Source organism: Burkholderia sp. HAN2018 (assembly GCF_024704855.1).
Taxonomy (GTDB): domain Bacteria; phylum Pseudomonadota; class Gammaproteobacteria; order Burkholderiales; family Burkholderiaceae; genus Burkholderia; species Burkholderia cepacia.
Genome location: NZ_QOBB01000054.1, coordinates 26,443 through 41,443, shown reverse-complemented (window position 1 = coordinate 41,443; position 15,001 = coordinate 26,443). Strand labels below are relative to the sequence as shown.

At 65.0% G+C, this 15,001-nt stretch carries 12 protein-coding genes and 3 tRNA genes; 8 read left to right on the top strand and 7 right to left on the bottom strand.

Features of this window, described 5'->3' with window-relative positions; genetic code table 11:
- Nucleotides 1-255 precede the first annotated feature (255 nt).
- The 3 genes from DPV74_RS16465 to DPV74_RS16455 form a co-directional block, all read right to left on the bottom strand.
- Nucleotides 256-342 (bottom strand) — tRNA-Leu (locus DPV74_RS16465).
- A gap of 407 nt (nt 343-749) precedes the next feature.
- Nucleotides 750-836: transfer RNA gene (locus DPV74_RS16460), tRNA-Leu, on the bottom strand.
- A gap of 109 nt (nt 837-945) precedes the next feature.
- Nucleotides 946-1,935 carry an aliphatic sulfonate ABC transporter substrate-binding protein gene (locus tag DPV74_RS16455; RefSeq protein ID WP_119337582.1) on the bottom strand — a complete coding sequence of 330 codons (990 nt, stop codon included), beginning with the start codon at nt 1,933-1,935 and terminating at the stop codon, nt 946-948.
- A 356-nt stretch (nt 1,936-2,291) separates the two neighbouring features.
- Between DPV74_RS16455 and DPV74_RS16450 the strand changes: the two genes are divergently transcribed.
- Nucleotides 2,292-3,854, top strand: coding sequence for a DHA2 family efflux MFS transporter permease subunit (locus DPV74_RS16450; protein WP_119337581.1), 1,563 nt, complete (start codon nt 2,292-2,294; stop codon nt 3,852-3,854).
- A 99-nt stretch (nt 3,855-3,953) separates the two neighbouring features.
- A complete protein-coding gene (locus tag DPV74_RS16445; RefSeq protein ID WP_119337580.1) occupies nt 3,954-4,391 on the top strand; it encodes a MarR family winged helix-turn-helix transcriptional regulator in 438 nt (145 codons plus the stop codon).
- 225 nt (nt 4,392-4,616) lie between these two features.
- On the opposite strand, the gene DPV74_RS16440 is transcribed toward DPV74_RS16445, so the two are convergent.
- Nucleotides 4,617-4,703 (bottom strand) — tRNA-Leu (locus tag DPV74_RS16440).
- 250 nt (nt 4,704-4,953) lie between these two features.
- Between DPV74_RS16440 and rnr the strand changes: the two genes are divergently transcribed.
- The 6 genes from rnr to DPV74_RS16410 all read left to right on the top strand — a co-directional run bounded on the left by rnr (nt 4,954) and on the right by DPV74_RS16410 (nt 12,172).
- Complete coding sequence (rnr, locus tag DPV74_RS16435; RefSeq protein WP_119337579.1) at nt 4,954-7,443, top strand: ribonuclease R; 2,490 nt, start codon at nt 4,954-4,956, stop codon at nt 7,441-7,443.
- A 149-nt stretch (nt 7,444-7,592) separates the two neighbouring features.
- Nucleotides 7,593-8,336, top strand: a complete 744-nt coding sequence (rlmB, locus tag DPV74_RS16430) for a 23S rRNA (guanosine(2251)-2'-O)-methyltransferase RlmB (RefSeq protein WP_021161555.1) — start codon at nt 7,593-7,595, stop codon at nt 8,334-8,336.
- A gap of 97 nt (nt 8,337-8,433) precedes the next feature.
- Nucleotides 8,434-9,306, top strand: coding sequence for an N-acetylmuramoyl-L-alanine amidase (locus tag DPV74_RS16425; protein ID WP_119337578.1), 873 nt, complete (start codon nt 8,434-8,436; stop codon nt 9,304-9,306).
- Nucleotides 9,307-9,392: 86 nt separating this feature from the next.
- A complete protein-coding gene (gene rpiA / locus DPV74_RS16420) occupies nt 9,393-10,088 on the top strand; it encodes a ribose-5-phosphate isomerase RpiA (RefSeq protein ID WP_027787641.1) in 696 nt (231 codons plus the stop codon).
- Nucleotides 10,089-10,367: 279 nt separating this feature from the next.
- Nucleotides 10,368-11,084, top strand: coding sequence for a FadR/GntR family transcriptional regulator (locus DPV74_RS16415; protein ID WP_027787640.1), 717 nt, complete (start codon nt 10,368-10,370; stop codon nt 11,082-11,084).
- Between the two features lie 101 nt (nt 11,085-11,185).
- Nucleotides 11,186-12,172, top strand: a complete 987-nt coding sequence (locus tag DPV74_RS16410) for a Gfo/Idh/MocA family protein (RefSeq protein WP_119337577.1) — start codon at nt 11,186-11,188, stop codon at nt 12,170-12,172.
- A 52-nt stretch (nt 12,173-12,224) separates the two neighbouring features.
- Here DPV74_RS16410 and DPV74_RS16405 read toward each other — a convergent pair whose 3' ends face one another.
- From DPV74_RS16405 to DPV74_RS16395, 3 genes are all read right to left on the bottom strand, one after another.
- A complete protein-coding gene (locus DPV74_RS16405; protein WP_027787638.1) occupies nt 12,225-12,917 on the bottom strand; it encodes an amino acid ABC transporter permease in 693 nt (230 codons plus the stop codon).
- A gap of 122 nt (nt 12,918-13,039) precedes the next feature.
- Nucleotides 13,040-13,834, bottom strand: a complete 795-nt coding sequence (locus DPV74_RS16400) for a cystine ABC transporter substrate-binding protein (RefSeq protein WP_027787637.1) — start codon at nt 13,832-13,834, stop codon at nt 13,040-13,042.
- A 101-nt stretch (nt 13,835-13,935) separates the two neighbouring features.
- Nucleotides 13,936-14,973, bottom strand: coding sequence for a quinone-dependent dihydroorotate dehydrogenase (locus tag DPV74_RS16395; RefSeq protein WP_027787636.1), 1,038 nt, complete (start codon nt 14,971-14,973; stop codon nt 13,936-13,938).
- Nucleotides 14,974-15,001 lie beyond the last annotated feature (28 nt).

Sequence of the window (15,001 nt, the reverse complement as noted above, 5' to 3'; positions counted from 1 at the left end):
GGGGATGGTAGTGCGGGGCATCCGGAATCGAGGATGGATCGCGGAAGCCCGGTCATTCAGGCGGAAGGTGGCGTGGGTGGTGGCATGAACCCGGGGTAGTGGGTTGTCGCCGGATTCGCAGCATGCCGTCGCGGTTTGCTTGCGCTGGCGGCGCAAATCGAAGCGGCTGGGTCTGCTCGCGAAGATGAGGGGGAGGTTTTTCCGGAGCCGGAAATGAAAAAAGGTCGGCTAGAAGCCGACCTTTTTAAAAACAGATGGTGCCCAGGAGAGGACTCGAACCTCCACGATGTTGCCACCGCTAGGACCTGAACCTAGTGCGTCTACCAATTCCGCCACCTGGGCACGTTTTGCAGTAGCTGCTTGCTGCAAAGAAGCGAAATTATAGCGCGTCTTTGGCGGCTGTCAACAGGATTTGAGGTCGCGAACGAAAATAATTTGACGGATTTGTTTGGGCATCGAGCGAGGTGCGCAAACATCGCGGGAGCGACCGACGTGCATCGTTGAACTTGTGATGGGCGGATGTGCGCGGGCTGATCCCTCCGGATGCCGGGAATGCAGGCGGGCCGACTGGAACGAGCTTTTTTAGGAAGTGGAAGGTCAGGCGAGAGGGGCTGGGTCGCACATGTGTAACCCGAGTCGCGCTTGCAAGCGCAGCCCTTCGACGCCCCGCTCGGAGCAAGCAAGCGCATTGCTTCCAGGGCTTGAAATGAAAAAAGGTCGGCTAGAAGCCGACCTTTTTAGAAAACAGATGGTGCCCAGGAGAGGACTCGAACCTCCACGATGTTGCCACCGCTAGGACCTGAACCTAGTGCGTCTACCAATTCCGCCACCTGGGCACGTTTCGCTTGCTGCGATGCGAAGACCGCTATTCTAGCGTGTCGGCGCAGCCTGTCAACACAATTTCATTCAAAGCGATAAAAATATTGCCCCTCGTGCGACGGATTCTCACGCGCCGACCGGAATCGCGCGTTTCGCGTCGAAGTTCCAGCGCTGCGCCTGACTCGTGTCGACTCGCGCCGGCAGCAGTCCGGCCGCGAGGAACGTGTCGGCGATCTTCTGCTGTTCGCCGAAGTTTTGCGCGACCACGGCGCGAACGAGATAACTGCGCCGCGCGTTCGCGCGCGCGATCGTCGCCGCGTCGAGCCCCCAGATCGGCGCAAGCGTATTCGCTGCGTCCTGCGGGTGGTCGCGCAGCCACGTGCCGGCCTGCGACAACTGGTCGAACAGGATCTGGACGACGTCGGGCCGCGCAGTGGCGAAGCTGGTCGACGCAAGGTAGTAGCGCTGGTATGACGCGAGTCCGTTGCCGTCGGCGAGAATCCGTACGTCGGGATTGCGGTCGACCGATGCGACATAGGGATCCCACGTGATCCATGCGTCCACACTGCCACGCTCGAACGCCGCGCGGCCGTCCGCGGGCGTCAGGTAGTGGATCGTCGTATCGGCCGGCCCGAGCTTCGCGCGTGCGAGTGCGGCAAGCAACAGGTAATGGCTGCCGGCCGCCTTCGTGACCGCAATGCGCCTGCCCTTGAGATCGGCGAGCGTACGCAGTGTGCTGTCCTGCTTGACGATGATCGCCTGCGCTTTCGGCGAAGGCGCTTCCTGTGCGACGTACACGAAACGCGCATGGGCAGCTTGTGCGAAGACCGGGACCGTATCGGCCACGTCGGCGCTGAAATCGACGGCGCCGATGTTGAGCGCTTCGGTCAGCGGCAATCCGCTCGCGAATTCATGCCACGACACGCGCAAGCCGAGCGGCGCCAGCGCCTGCTCGAGCGCGCCGCGCGTCTTGAGCAGCGTGATGAGTGTCGACGACTTCTGGTAGCCGATGCGCAGCACATCGGGTGCGTTCTCGGCGCGCACTCGGACGCCGGCGGCAGCGAGGCCTGCGGCCAGCATCGCGCGCGCGAATGCGCGGCGGTTCATCGGCGTCATGGATCGTGCTCCTTGTCTGGTTCGTTGCATTGAAGCGAGCCGGCTAACGTACCAACAGGGCGAGCGGACGATAACCGATAAATTCTGCTATCGATCCTGCTGGCGGGCATAAGGGCGGGGCCGCCCGTGATCGCGGCGCGTCCATGCATGTGCGGTCGATCGATGCCTTCGGGTTGCATTTTATTGCATGGTCAAATATAGTCAGCGCAGAAATATCGAAGTCAGCGATTGACGTAAGCGTGAGCAACACCCGCGCGGCACGGCGATCGCTTTTTTTCAATCACTTATCTGACTTGTCAGTTAATTTTGCTCGGCGCCGGGGCTGTTCGCGTGGCGCCCGATCAGAAGGGCATCCGATGAAGCCGTCCGAAAGTCCGGGTACGCCGGCGCCCCTGACCGGCGCCCGCTTTATGCTGGGAACGCTGGCAGTGGCGCTCGCCACGTTCATGAACGTTCTCGATTCGTCGATCGCCAACGTCGCGATTCCAACCATTTCCGGCAATCTGGGCGTGTCCATCGACGAGGGCACGTGGGTCATCACGCTGTTCTCGGCGGCCAACGCGGTGTCGATCCCGCTGACCGGCTGGCTGACGCAGCGGGTCGGGCAGGTCAGGCTGTTCGTCTGCGCGATCCTGCTGTTCGTGCTGTCGTCGGCTGCGTGCGGGCTCGCGCCCAACCTGACCGTGCTCCTCGCCGCCCGGATCGTTCAGGGTGCCGTGGCCGGGCCGCTCGTGCCCTTGTCGCAGGCGTTGCTGCTGGCTTCGTTCCCGAAGGAGAAGAGTTCGAGCGCGCTGTCCCTGTGGGGGATGACGGCGACCGTCGGGCCGATTGCCGGCCCCGCGCTCGGCGGCTGGATTACGGACAACTACAGCTGGTCGTGGATCTTCTACATCAACGTGCCCGTGGGGTTGTTCGCGGCAGCCGTGATCTGGGCGCTCTATCGCAACCGGGAAACGCCGGCCCGCAAGCTGCCGATCGACAAGGTCGGGCTGATCGCGCTGGTCGTGTGGGTCGCCGCGCTACAGGTCATGCTCGACAAGGGCAAGGATCTCGACTGGTTCAATTCGTCGACGATCTGGATCCTGACCATCGTGGCGGTGGTCGGCTTCGTGTTCTTCCTGATCTGGGAGTTGACCGAGGCGCGTCCGATCGTCGATCTCAGGCTGTTTGCACAACGAAATTTCCTCGGCGGAACGGTGGCGATTTCGATTGCGTTCGCGGTATTTTTCGCCAACCTCGTGATCCTGCCGCAATGGATACAGGGCTCGCTCGGTTATCCGGTGGTCAATGCGGGCCTCGTCACCGCGCCGCTCGGTATCTTCGCGGTGATCCTCGCGCCGATGGTCGGCAAGGTGATGCCGAAATCGGACATGCGTGTGCTCGTCACGTTTGCGTTTCTCGGGTTTGCCGGCGTGTTTTTCATGCGCTCGCGCTATACGACGGGCGTCGATACATGGACGCTCGTGGTGCCCACGCTGCTGCAGGGCATTCCGACGGCGTTCTTCAAGACGCCGCTCACGTCGATCATCCTGTCGGGGCTGCCGCCCGAGCGCATCCCGGCGGCCGCCGGCCTGTCCAATTTCGCGCGCGTCTTCATGGGTGCGGTCGGCACGTCGCTCGCGAGTACCGCTTGGAACGACCGCACGATCCTGCATCACGCGCAACTCGCCGAGCAGGGCAGTGTGAACAATCCGATCTTCGCGAGCGCGGTTGCCGGCGTGCAGAGCGCGCTCGATGCCGGTGCGCCGAAGGCACTGACGTTCCTGGAGACGACGTTGAATGCGCAGGCGACGATGCTGGGGCTGAACGACGTTTTCTGGCTGTCGTCGGTGATTTTCGTGCTGATCATCCCGTTGGTCTGGGTGACGAAGCCGGGCAAGGGGGTGGCAGCCGGAGCTGCGGCGGCCGGCGGGCACTGAGCCGGTGCGGGCGGCGCGTATGCGGGGTGCCGCGTGTCTTGAAAAATCGTGATGTCGCAATTATTGTGTGGGTCAACAATATGCGACTCAGCGAGCACGATGGAACACTACACGCCGAAGAATTTCCTGCACACCGAAAGCGTGGGGTTTGTGCTCGTGAAAGCGCGCAACCTGATCACGTCCGAGATGGATGCGGCGTTGAAGGATCTCGATATCACGGCGCAGCAGATGGGCATCCTGCTGTCCCTGCGGGCCGGCAGCGCGGCGACGCCGTTCGAATTGTCGAAGCTGCTCGGCGTCGACACCGGGCTGATGACGCGCGTGCTCGACAAGCTGGAGGACAAGGGGCTCGTCGAGCGTTCGCGCAGCGTGAGCGATCGGCGGGTGGTGAACCTCGCGCTGACCGAAGCGGGGCAGGCGGTTGCCGCGCAGATTCCGGAGATTGCGCCGAAGGTGCTCAATGCCCGCTTGCGGAAATTTTCGAAGGCCGAGTTCGACGAGCTGACCCGGCTGTTGCGCAAGTTCATCGGCGAGTAAGTCGGGCGCCTGTTTCCTGGCGCTGAGAATGAAAAAAGGCCGGCTGGAAGCCGACCTTTTCAAAAAACAGATGGTGCCCAGGAGAGGACTCGGTCACACATGCGCGACCCCGGCTGCGCTTGCAAGCGCAGCCTTTCGAGTCCTCGCGCAAAGCGCGCAGGCGCTTTGCTTCCTGGGCTTGAAATGAAAAAAGGCCGGCTGGAAGCCGACCTTTTCAAAAACAGATGGTGCCCAGGAGAGGACTCGAACCTCCACGATGTTGCCACCGCTAGGACCTGAACCTAGTGCGTCTACCAATTCCGCCACCTGGGCACGTTTTGCAGTAGCTGCTTGCTGCAAAGAAGCGAAATTATAGCGCCCCAATTAATCGTGTCAACACTTTTTTGCGATGCACCGCAAACCGGGCTTCGCCGCGCCTGCCGGCGGCATTCCCCGTCATTTGGCGACACAGGCGGGTGATAGAATGACCCGCCGCCGTCAATATAGAACTGTCTGAAGGACACCTCTATGTTGATGCCGTGCACCATCAGTCAACGCAACGAGAACAATCATCGACAAACCCTTGAGCAAATATCCGTACCCCATTCCGAGCCGTGAAGAAATTCTCGGCGTGCTGCGTACGAGCGACGCGCCGCTGGCCGCCAACGACATCGCCGAAGCACTGTCGATCAAGCGTCAGGAGCGCGAGGGGTTCTTCCGGCGTGTCGCCGCGATGGAGCGCGACGGCCAGATCCGCCTCGACAAGCGCGGCCACTACCAGTTGACCCATCCGTCGAACTTCGTCGCCGGGCGCGTGCAAGGGCATCGCGACGGCTACGGGTTCGTGATCCGCGACGACGGCCAGGACGACCTGTTCCTGCCGAACGGCGAAATGCAGAAGGTGATGCACAACGATCGCGTGCTCGCGCGGATCGTCGGCTACGATCGCCGCGGCCGCCCGGAAGGGCACGTCGTCGAAGTCACCGAGCGCGCGAACAAGCGCGTGATCGGCCGCCTGCTCAACGAGAACGGCGCGCTGATCGTCGCACCGGAAGACAAGCGCATCGGCCACGACATCCTGATCACGCAGAACGTGAAGAAGGCGAAGGTCGGGCAGGTCGTCGTCGTCGAGCTGACCGATTTCCCGAGTCGCCATTCGCAGCCGCTCGGCCGTGTCGTCGAGGTGCTCGGCGACATCGACGATCCGGGCATGGAAATCGAAATCGCGGTGCGCAAGTACGGCGTCCCGCACGAATTCAGCCAGCCGGCGCTCGACGAAGCCGCCGCGCTGCCCGACAAGGTGCGGCCGACCGACCTGCGTTTCCGCGTCGACCTGCGCGACGTGCCGCTCGTGACGATCGACGGCGAGGACGCACGCGACTTCGACGATGCCGTCTACTGCGAGCCGGTGAAGGTCGGCCGCGGCGACGGCTACCGGCTGATCGTCGCGATCGCCGACGTGTCGCATTACGTTCAGCCTGGAAGCGCGCTCGATGCCGACGCGCTCGAGCGCAGCACGTCGGTCTACTTTCCGCGCCGCGTGATTCCGATGCTGCCGGAGAAGCTGTCGAACGGCCTGTGCTCGTTGAATCCGCAGGTCGACCGTTGCGTGCTCGCGTGCGACATGGTGATCACCGGGCGCGGCGAGATCAAGGCGTACCAGTTCTACCCGGCCGTCATCCATTCGGCTGCGCGCCTCACGTACACCGAAGTCGCGGCCGTGCTGTCGAACACAAAGGGGCCGGAGGCCGCGCGCCGCGCGGACCTGCTGCCGCACCTGCAGGATCTGTACGGCGTCTACAAGTCGCTGTTCGCCGCACGGCAGAAGCGCGGCGCGATCGACTTCGACACGACCGAGACCTACATCGTCTGCAACTCGCAGGGCAAGATCGAGCAGATCGTGCCGCGCCAGCGTAACGACGCGCACAAGCTGATCGAGGAATGCATGCTGGCCGCAAACGTCTGCGCGGCCGATTTCCTGAAGCGCAACAAGCATCCGGGCCTGTACCGCGTGCACGCGGGGCCGACGCCGGAGAAGCTCGAGAACCTGCGTGCGTTCCTGCGCGGCATGGGCCTGTCGCTCGGCGGCGGCGACAAGCCGCATGCGAGCGACTACGCGGCGCTGATGGCGCAGATCCGCGACCGGCCCGATGCGCAGATGCTGCAGCCGATGCTGCTGCGCTCGATGCAGCAGGCCGTCTACAGCCCGGACAACATCGGTCACTTCGGCCTGGCCTATGAGGCGTACGCGCACTTCACGAGCCCGATCCGCCGTTATCCGGACCTGCTCACGCACCGCGCGATCTACGCGATCCTGTCCGGCAGGAAATACGTGCCGAAGGCGCCGGACGGCTTCGAGCTGAACACCGCGCTGTCGCCGCGCGCCCGTGCGATGCAGCAGGCCGACGACGAAACGCGCGGCCGCTCGCGCCCGAATACGGCGATCTGGGAAGAACTCGGCCTGCACTGCTCGGCGAACGAGCGCCGCGCGGACGAAGCATCGCGCGACGTCGAGGCCTGGCTCAAGTGCTACTTCATGCGCGACAAGCTCGGCGAGGAGTACGGCGGGATGGTGAACGGCGTCACGTCGTTCGGTATCTTCGTACAGCTCGACACGCTTTTCATCGAAGGGCTTGTGCACGTCACCGAACTCGGCTCGGACTACTTCCAGTACGACGAAATCAAGAACGAGCTGCGCGGCGAACGGACGGGCATCCGCTACCGTCTGTCGGATCGCGTGCGCGTACAGGTGAGCCGTGTCGATCTCGACGCGCGCAAGATCGACTTCCGCCTCGTGCGCGATACGCCGGTGAAGGCGCCGCGCCCGTTGCCCGCGCCGGCTTCGGCTGGCGGCGGTATCGACCGTAACGGCCCGCGTGTCCGTGCTCTGCCGCAGGCGGAAGAACCCGCGCCGCGCCGCAAGAAGGCCGCGAGCGCGTCGAGCGTCGCGGTGAACGACGCGCGCGCCGCGCGTGCCGCCGCGAAGAAGAAGGGCGGTAGTGCCGGCAACGGCGGCGGCGGTGCGGCGGCGAAGCCGACCGCGAAGAAGACCCGCGCCCGCAAGAAGTATTGAGCGTTCGGGGCGGCGCCATGTGCACGCCCTGCAGTATCGAGAGACGCCGCGTCACCGGTCATCGGCCGGCAACGCGGCGCTTTCCTTTTCCATGGATCGCGGCTGCGCGCGTCGCGCGGCCGCACGTTTGATCGAAGGTTGTTCCAGTCATGTCACGTCTGAAGGTTCTTTACGGTTTTCATGCGGTGACCGCACGTTTGCGGCACGATGCATCGACGGTTGCGGAGGTGCTGTACGACCAGACGCGCCGCGACCGCCGCATGCAGGACTTCCTGCACGCCGCGAAGGAAGCGGGCGTGCGGCTGATCGCGGCCGACGAAACGCGCCTGTGGGGCCTCGCGCATACCGAGCGCCACCAGGGCGTCGTCGCGCGTGTCGAGGACATCCCGCTCGCGCAGAACCTGTCCGAGCTGCTCGACGGGATTCAGGGCCCCGCGCTGCTGCTGGTGCTCGACGGCGTCACCGATCCGCACAACCTCGGCGCATGCCTGCGTGTTGCCGATTCGGCCGGTGCGCACGCGGTGATCGCGCCGCGCGACCGTGCGGTCGGCCTGAACGCGACCGCCGCCAAGGTGGCGAGCGGCGCGGCCGATACTGTGCCGTACATCACGGTGACGAACCTCGCCCGTGCGCTGCGCGAGCTGAAGGACGCCGGCGTGTGGGTCATCGGCACGTCGGACGAAGCCTCGGCAACGCTCTACGAAACGAAGCTCGACGGCCCCGTCGCGCTCGTGATGGGCGCGGAAGGCGAAGGCATGCGCCGGCTCACGCGCGACACCTGCGACGAAGTGATGAGCATTCCGATGGCCGGCAGCGTCGAAAGCCTGAACGTGTCGGTCGCAAGCGGCGTGTGCCTGTACGAAGCCGTGCGCCAGCGGCGCGTGAAGGGCTGACGCAGCCCGTCCCGCGCGGCTTGCGCGGGCCTCGAATGACCCGAACGACGCGTGCCGCGATCCGGTGCGGCACGCGGCCCTCCGGAGCACGCGACCGATGACCCTGTTCCGCATAGGCGCGTCCTGCGCCGTGCTGTGCCTGCTGGCTGCCTGCACGTCGCCGACGCTCGTCGAACGCGGCACCTACTATGCCGACACGAGCCTGCACGCGCGTGGTGCCGATTCGCGGATCCGCTTTCTCGTGATGCATTACACCGAAAGCGACGAGGCGAAATCGCTGCGCACGCTGACGGGCGATTCGGTCAGCGTGCATTACGTGATCCCGCCGCAGCCGCGCATCGAGCGCGGGCTGCCCGTCGTCTACCAGCTCGTTCCGGAATCGGAGCGCGCGTGGCACGCGGGCGTCAGCGAGTGGCAGGGCACGACCGAGCTGAACGCGGTGTCGATCGGCATCGAGAACGTGAACCGCGGCCCGCTCGATCCGCAGAACCGCACCTGGCAGCCGTATCCGCCCGAGCAGGTCGCCGCACTGACCCGGCTGTCGAAGGACATCGTCACGCGCTACGCGATTCCGCCGACGCGTGTGGTCGGGCACAGCGACATCGCGCCACAACGCAAGATCGATCCGGGGCCGCTGTTCCCGTGGCACGCGTTGGCGCAGGCCGGCGTCGGTGCGTGGCCGGACGCCCCGACCGTGGCGGCGCGGCTCGCCGGTCGTGATCTGCATGCGCCGGTCGACGTGCGCGAACTGCAGCTCAAGCTCGCGCGCTACGGCTACGACGTGGCCACCGACGGCGTGCTCGATGCACGTACGCGACGCGTGTTCGCGGCGTTTCAGATGCATTTCAGGCCGGCCGACTACGCAGGTGATCCGGACGCCGAAACCGATGCGATCGCGCAGGCGTTGCTCGACAAGTACTTCGCCGGCACGCAACCCGCGGACTATGCGCCCGCGGCAGGGGAGCCCTGAACCCGCACCGCACGCCGAAAAACGCGGGCCGCCATCCGACTCCGGTAAACTGGCGGTTTTCCGCAATCCCGCAGCTTTACCACTCCATGACTCAAGACGAACTCAAACGCCTCGTCGGCCAGGCCGCCGCCGATTACGTGATCCAGAACGTGCCGGAAGGCGCCGTGATCGGCGTCGGCACCGGCTCGACCGCCAACTGCTTCATCGACGCGCTCGCCGTCGTCAAGGCACGCTATCGCGGCGCCGTGTCGAGCTCGGTCGCCACGACCGAACGCCTGAAATCGCACGGCATCAAGGTGTTCGACCTGAACGAGGTCGACTCGCTGCAGGTGTACGTCGATGGCGCCGACGAGATCGACGCCGGCGGCGCGATGATCAAGGGCGGCGGCGGCGCGCTCACGCGCGAGAAGATCGTCGCATCGGTGGCCGACACGTTCGTCTGCATCGCTGACGCCAGCAAGCGCGTGCCGGTGCTCGGCGCGTTCCCGCTGCCGATCGAAGTCGTGCCGATGGCGCGCACGGCGATCGGCCGGCGCGTGACCGCACTCGGCGGCGTGCCCGTGCTGCGCGTGACGAAGGACGGTGCGCCGTACATCACCGACAACGGTAACGAGATCATCGACGTGAAGGGGCTGCAGATCGCCGACCCGCGCGGCTTCGAAGCGCAGGTGAACGCATGGCCGGGCGTCGTGACGGTTGGCCTGTTCGCCGAGCGCGGCGCGAATCTGTGCTTGCTCGGCACGGAAAACGGCGTTGAAACGATCGTTTATTCGGCTAATTGAAAGATATAGAAAGCAGTCCGTAACGGTGCGCCATGTACCGTAATGAACTGAATGTTTAAATCTTGTGGAATTCGGGGCCCGGTAGGCGCAATGCGCTTCCCGGGCCTTATTTTTAGCCGTATAAATCACCCCGTCAAAAAGAGGGATAACCCTGTCAGGTGTTTACCAGATAGCGAAATGTCCTCGAACTCATCAACTTATAGATCATAAGAACAGTCGTAACCAGGGCCGGCGGAACTGCGGAGCAGGTGTTCGCAAATCGACGCACGGGGAGGTGTCATGGAGCAGGGCAAAGACCGGTCACTGGTCGCCAAAGTGATGGATGGGCTTGTCTCGGGTATCGTCGAAGACAAGTACGGCGGCATCTTGCCGCCGCAGGACGTGCTGTCGAAAGAGTTCGATGTGAGTCGCACCGTGATGCGGGAAGCGTTGTCGATGTTGCTTGCGCGCGACATGCTCGACGTGCGTCCGAAAGTCGGCACGCGCGTGCGGCCGATGCGCGACTGGCGCATGATCGATGAAGACGTGGTGAGCTGGCGCTTCCGGGCGAAACCCGATCCGCAGTTCATGCGCGACGTCATCGAATTCCGGATGCTGATCGAACCGCGCGCGACCGCGCAGGCGGCGGTGCGCGCAACGGCGGCGGACATCGCCGGCATCCGTGAAGCGTTCGATGCATTCAAGGTGCTGCAACCGGGCGATTCCGGCTACGACACGGCGGACGAGTTGCTGCACACGCGGATCGTCCAGGCGAGCGGCAACCAGTTCTTCCAGCAGATGGCGGCGATCGTACGCGGCGCGGTGCGCCTCGTGAATCCGCGTGTCGTGCAGAAGGAGGGCGCGCACGATGTCGTGGTGAAGGCGCACGCGCGTGTGGTCGACGCAATCGAGCGGCGCGATCCGCGCGAAGCCGAAGCCGCTTCGCTCGCGCTGATCGATTTCAGCGCCGACGAGATCTCGCGCGACTTCTCCGTCGACGTGCCCATGCGCGCCTGACGCGGCGCGTTTCGCTCATCCGTGTGCCGCCGGGCCGTTTATCATGACGTCCGGCCGGCAGCGTGCCGGCCACCGTCATACGACCGACACGGAAGATCAGGATGAACGACAACGACCATCGCCCGGTGCGCTTCGGCATCATCGGCGCAGGCAGCATCGCGCGCCGCTTCGCGCAAAGCCTCGCACATGTGCCGGGCGCCACGCTCGCCGGTGCCTGGGCCCGCCGCGCAGACGCCGCGGCAGCCTTTTGCGGCGCGCACGGCGGTTCTCCTGCCGCAAGCCTCGAAGCACTCCTCGCGAGCGATATCGACGCGGTCTACATCGCGACGCTCCATGACAGTCACGCGCAGTACACGCTGGCCGCGCTTGCCGCCGGCAAGGCCGTGCTGTGTGAAAAACCCGCGACGCTGAACGCGGCGCAGCTCGACACCGTGCTGCAGGCGGCACGCGACGCCGGGCAGCTTTTCATGGAGGCGATGAAGCCGCCGTTCTTCCCGCTGTACCGTCAGTTGCGCGCGCACCTGCAGGACGATCCGATCGGCGAGATCCGGCTCGTGCGGGCAGGGTGCGCGTCGTCGTCGGTACCCGGCGATCATTCCGTCTATCGCCTCGATCGCGCGGGCGGTGCGCTGCTCGATATCGGGATCTACGAGGCCTTTCTCGCGGTCGACTGGCTCGGTGCGGCGCTCGACGTACAGACGCTCGGCCGCGTCGGCGCGACGGGTGTCGACCTGTTCGCGAGCCTGAACAGCGTGCATGCGCACGGCGGGATCGCACAGCTTTTTTGCGGGCTCGACGTGATGGGACGTGGAGATGCCCTGATCGCCGCAGCCGGCGGCCACGTGACGATTCACGAGAAGTGGTGGAACCCGGTGCGCGCGACGATCAGCTATGCGGACGGGCGCACCGTCGAACTCGACGCGCCGGCTGAAGGCGGCGGATTGAACTACGAGACCGCACACTTCTGCGACCTGCTGCGCGCGGGCAAGACCGAAAGCCCGATCATGACGCACGATCATTCGCGGCAGATGATCGCGATGACCGACGCCGCGCGAGCGGCGCTCGGCGTGCGCTATTCGGGCGAGTAAGCGGGAAGGAAGGCGCCGGGCGCACGCGGGCGGCCCGGCGAACGGCCGGTGCTCAGTGCCGCGACGGCAGCGACAGGCGTTTTTCGTACCAGCGCTGCACCCATTCGAGGATCTGGCACAGGATCCAGTACACGGCTGCGGCGGCGAGATAAAGCGGCAGCGGCTGATAGGTCGCCGCGATCACTTCCTGCGCGCTGCGCAGCAGTTCGGTCACGGTGATCACGGACACGAGCGACGTGTCCTTGATCAGGCTGATCAGGCTGTTCGACAGGCTCGGCACCGCGATGCGCAGCGCCTGCGGACCGATCACGTAGCGCAGCGTTTGCCCCCACGACAGCCCGAGGCTGTACGCAGCCAGCCATTGACCGCGCGCGATCCCGTTGATCGCGCCGCGCATGCTTTCCGACATGTAAGCCGCGACGTTCGCGGACAGCGCGATGACGCCGGCGGGCGTCGGGTCGAGCGAGATACCGAGGCTCGGCAGCCCGTAATAGATGACGAAGATCTGCACGAGCAGCGGCGTGCCGCGCATCAGGCTCACGTACGCGCGTGCCAGCCACGCAAGCGCGTTGACCCAGATGCGTTCGAAGCCGTCGAGCGCTTCGCTTTGCCGGATGCTCATCATCGCGAGCACGACGGCGCCAAGCAGGCCGAACACCATCGACAGCACGGCGAACTTGACGGTCAGCACGGCACCCTGGGCGAGCACCGGCAGCGATTGGACGAGCAGGGACGTTGTCGACATGGAATACGAATCGAATGCGTGCGCGAAAGCGCAATCATAAACCGGACGAATAAAACAAAGGGCGGCATCGTCACGGATGCCGCCCTTTCCGGCCCGCTGTCAGGCGGGAAATGCAGGCGTACTTACTTGATCGGTTTCGTCACGTCGATGCCGAACCATTTGTCCGAGATCTTCGTGAACGTGCCGTCGGCCTGAAGTTGCGCCATCGCGTCGTCGATCGCCTTCTGGAACTTCGGGTTGCCCTTCTTGAACGGGATGCCCGACGGGTTCGCCGAGCCGACGTTCGCGCCCGGGCGCAGCGGCAGTTGCGAATTCTTCGTCAGGTACGCGAGCATCAGGCGGTCGTTGAGCGCGGCGTCGAGGCGGCCTGCCGCGAGATCGCGCAGGTACTCGGGCGCACCCGGGTACGTCTTCACGTCGATGCCGGGCACCGACTTCGCCATGTCCATGTAGTTCGTGCCGAGCGCGACGCCGAGCTTCTTGCCCTTCAGGTCATCCAGCGACTTGAACTCGCGCGTGTCGTCCTTGCGCTGGATCAGCTGCGCGGACGAAAACGTGTAAGGCGGCGAGAAGTCGAGCGTTTCCTTGCGCTTGTCGGTGATGCCGACCTGGTTGGAGATCACGTCGAACTTGCCGGCTTGCAGGCCCGCGATGATGCCGCTCCATTCGGTCGTCACGAATTCCGCCTTCACGCCGAGCTTCGCGGCCACGGCTTTCGCGATGTCGACGTCGAAGCCGACGAGCTCGCCTTGCGGGTTTTTCGAGTTGAACGGCGGGAACGTGCCTTCGAGGCCGACCCGCAGCGTGCCGCGTTGTTTCACCTGGTCGAGGAGGTCGGCCGCATGCGCGGTGGCGGCAGCGAGCGACGTGCCGATCAGGCCGGCAACCAGCAGCTTCTTCAGCAGCGCAATCTTCATCGTGTGTTTCCTTGCCCTGTCCGGGTCATTGATTCTGGTAATGAGGGCCGATGATAGCAAAAATGCAATCGACCTCTAAATACCGTTTGTTTATGCCTATATTACGCGGCGCGTTCGCTGGCGACGGCCTTCACGCACTCCGCGACGAGCGCGGGGCCGCGGTAGATGAAGCCCGTATAGAGCTGCACGAGCGCTGCGCCGGCCGCGAGCTTCGCACGGGCGTCCTCGCCCGAGAAGATGCCGCCGACGCCGATGATGGGCACTTCGCTGCCGACTTCGGCGTGCAGCTTGCGGATCACTTCGTTCGACGCGTCGAACACGGGGCGGCCCGACAGGCCGCCGGCTTCGTCCGCATGCGGCAGGCCCTGGACGGCCGCGCGCGACAGCGTCGTGTTGGTGGCGATGACCGCCTCGATCTTGTGGCGCAGCAACGTGTCGCCGATTTCCTTGACCTGTTCGTCGTCGAGATCGGGGGCGATCTTCAGCGCGAGCGGCACGAGCTTGCCGTGCAGGTCGGCGAGGCGCTGCTGCTTGTCCTTCAGCGCCGCGAGCAGCGCGTCGAGCTCGCCCGCGCCCTGCAGCTGGCGCAGGTTCTTCGTGTTCGGCGACGAGATGTTGATCGTTACGTAGCTCGCGAACGGGTACACGCGCTCGAGGCAGTACAGGTAATCCTCTGCGGCACGCTCGATCGGCGTATCGGCGTTCTTGCCGATGTTCAGGCCGAGGATGCCCCGATAGCGGGCGGCCTGGACGTTCTTCACGAACTGGTCGACACCGTGATTGTTGAAGCCCATCCGGTTGATCAGCGCCTCGGCCTGCGGCAGGCGGAACATCCGCGGGCGCGGGTTGCCGGGCTGCGGGCGCGGCGTGACCGTACCGACCTCGATGAAGCCGAAGCCGAGTGCCGCAAGGCCGTCGATGGCCGCGCCGTCCTTGTCGAGGCCTGCCGCGAGGCCGACCGGGTTGCGGAACGTGAGCCCCATCACGGTGCGCGGCGCGTCGGGCACGCGGGCCGACAGCGCGCAGGCAAGGCCCGTGCGGCCGGCCGCGCCGAGCGCGCGCAGCGTGAGGTGGTGAGCGTCTTCCGCATCCATCTTGAACAGGGATGCGCGGGCCAGCGGATAAAGGGAACTGAACACGGGAATAGGGCGGACAGCCGGAATGGAT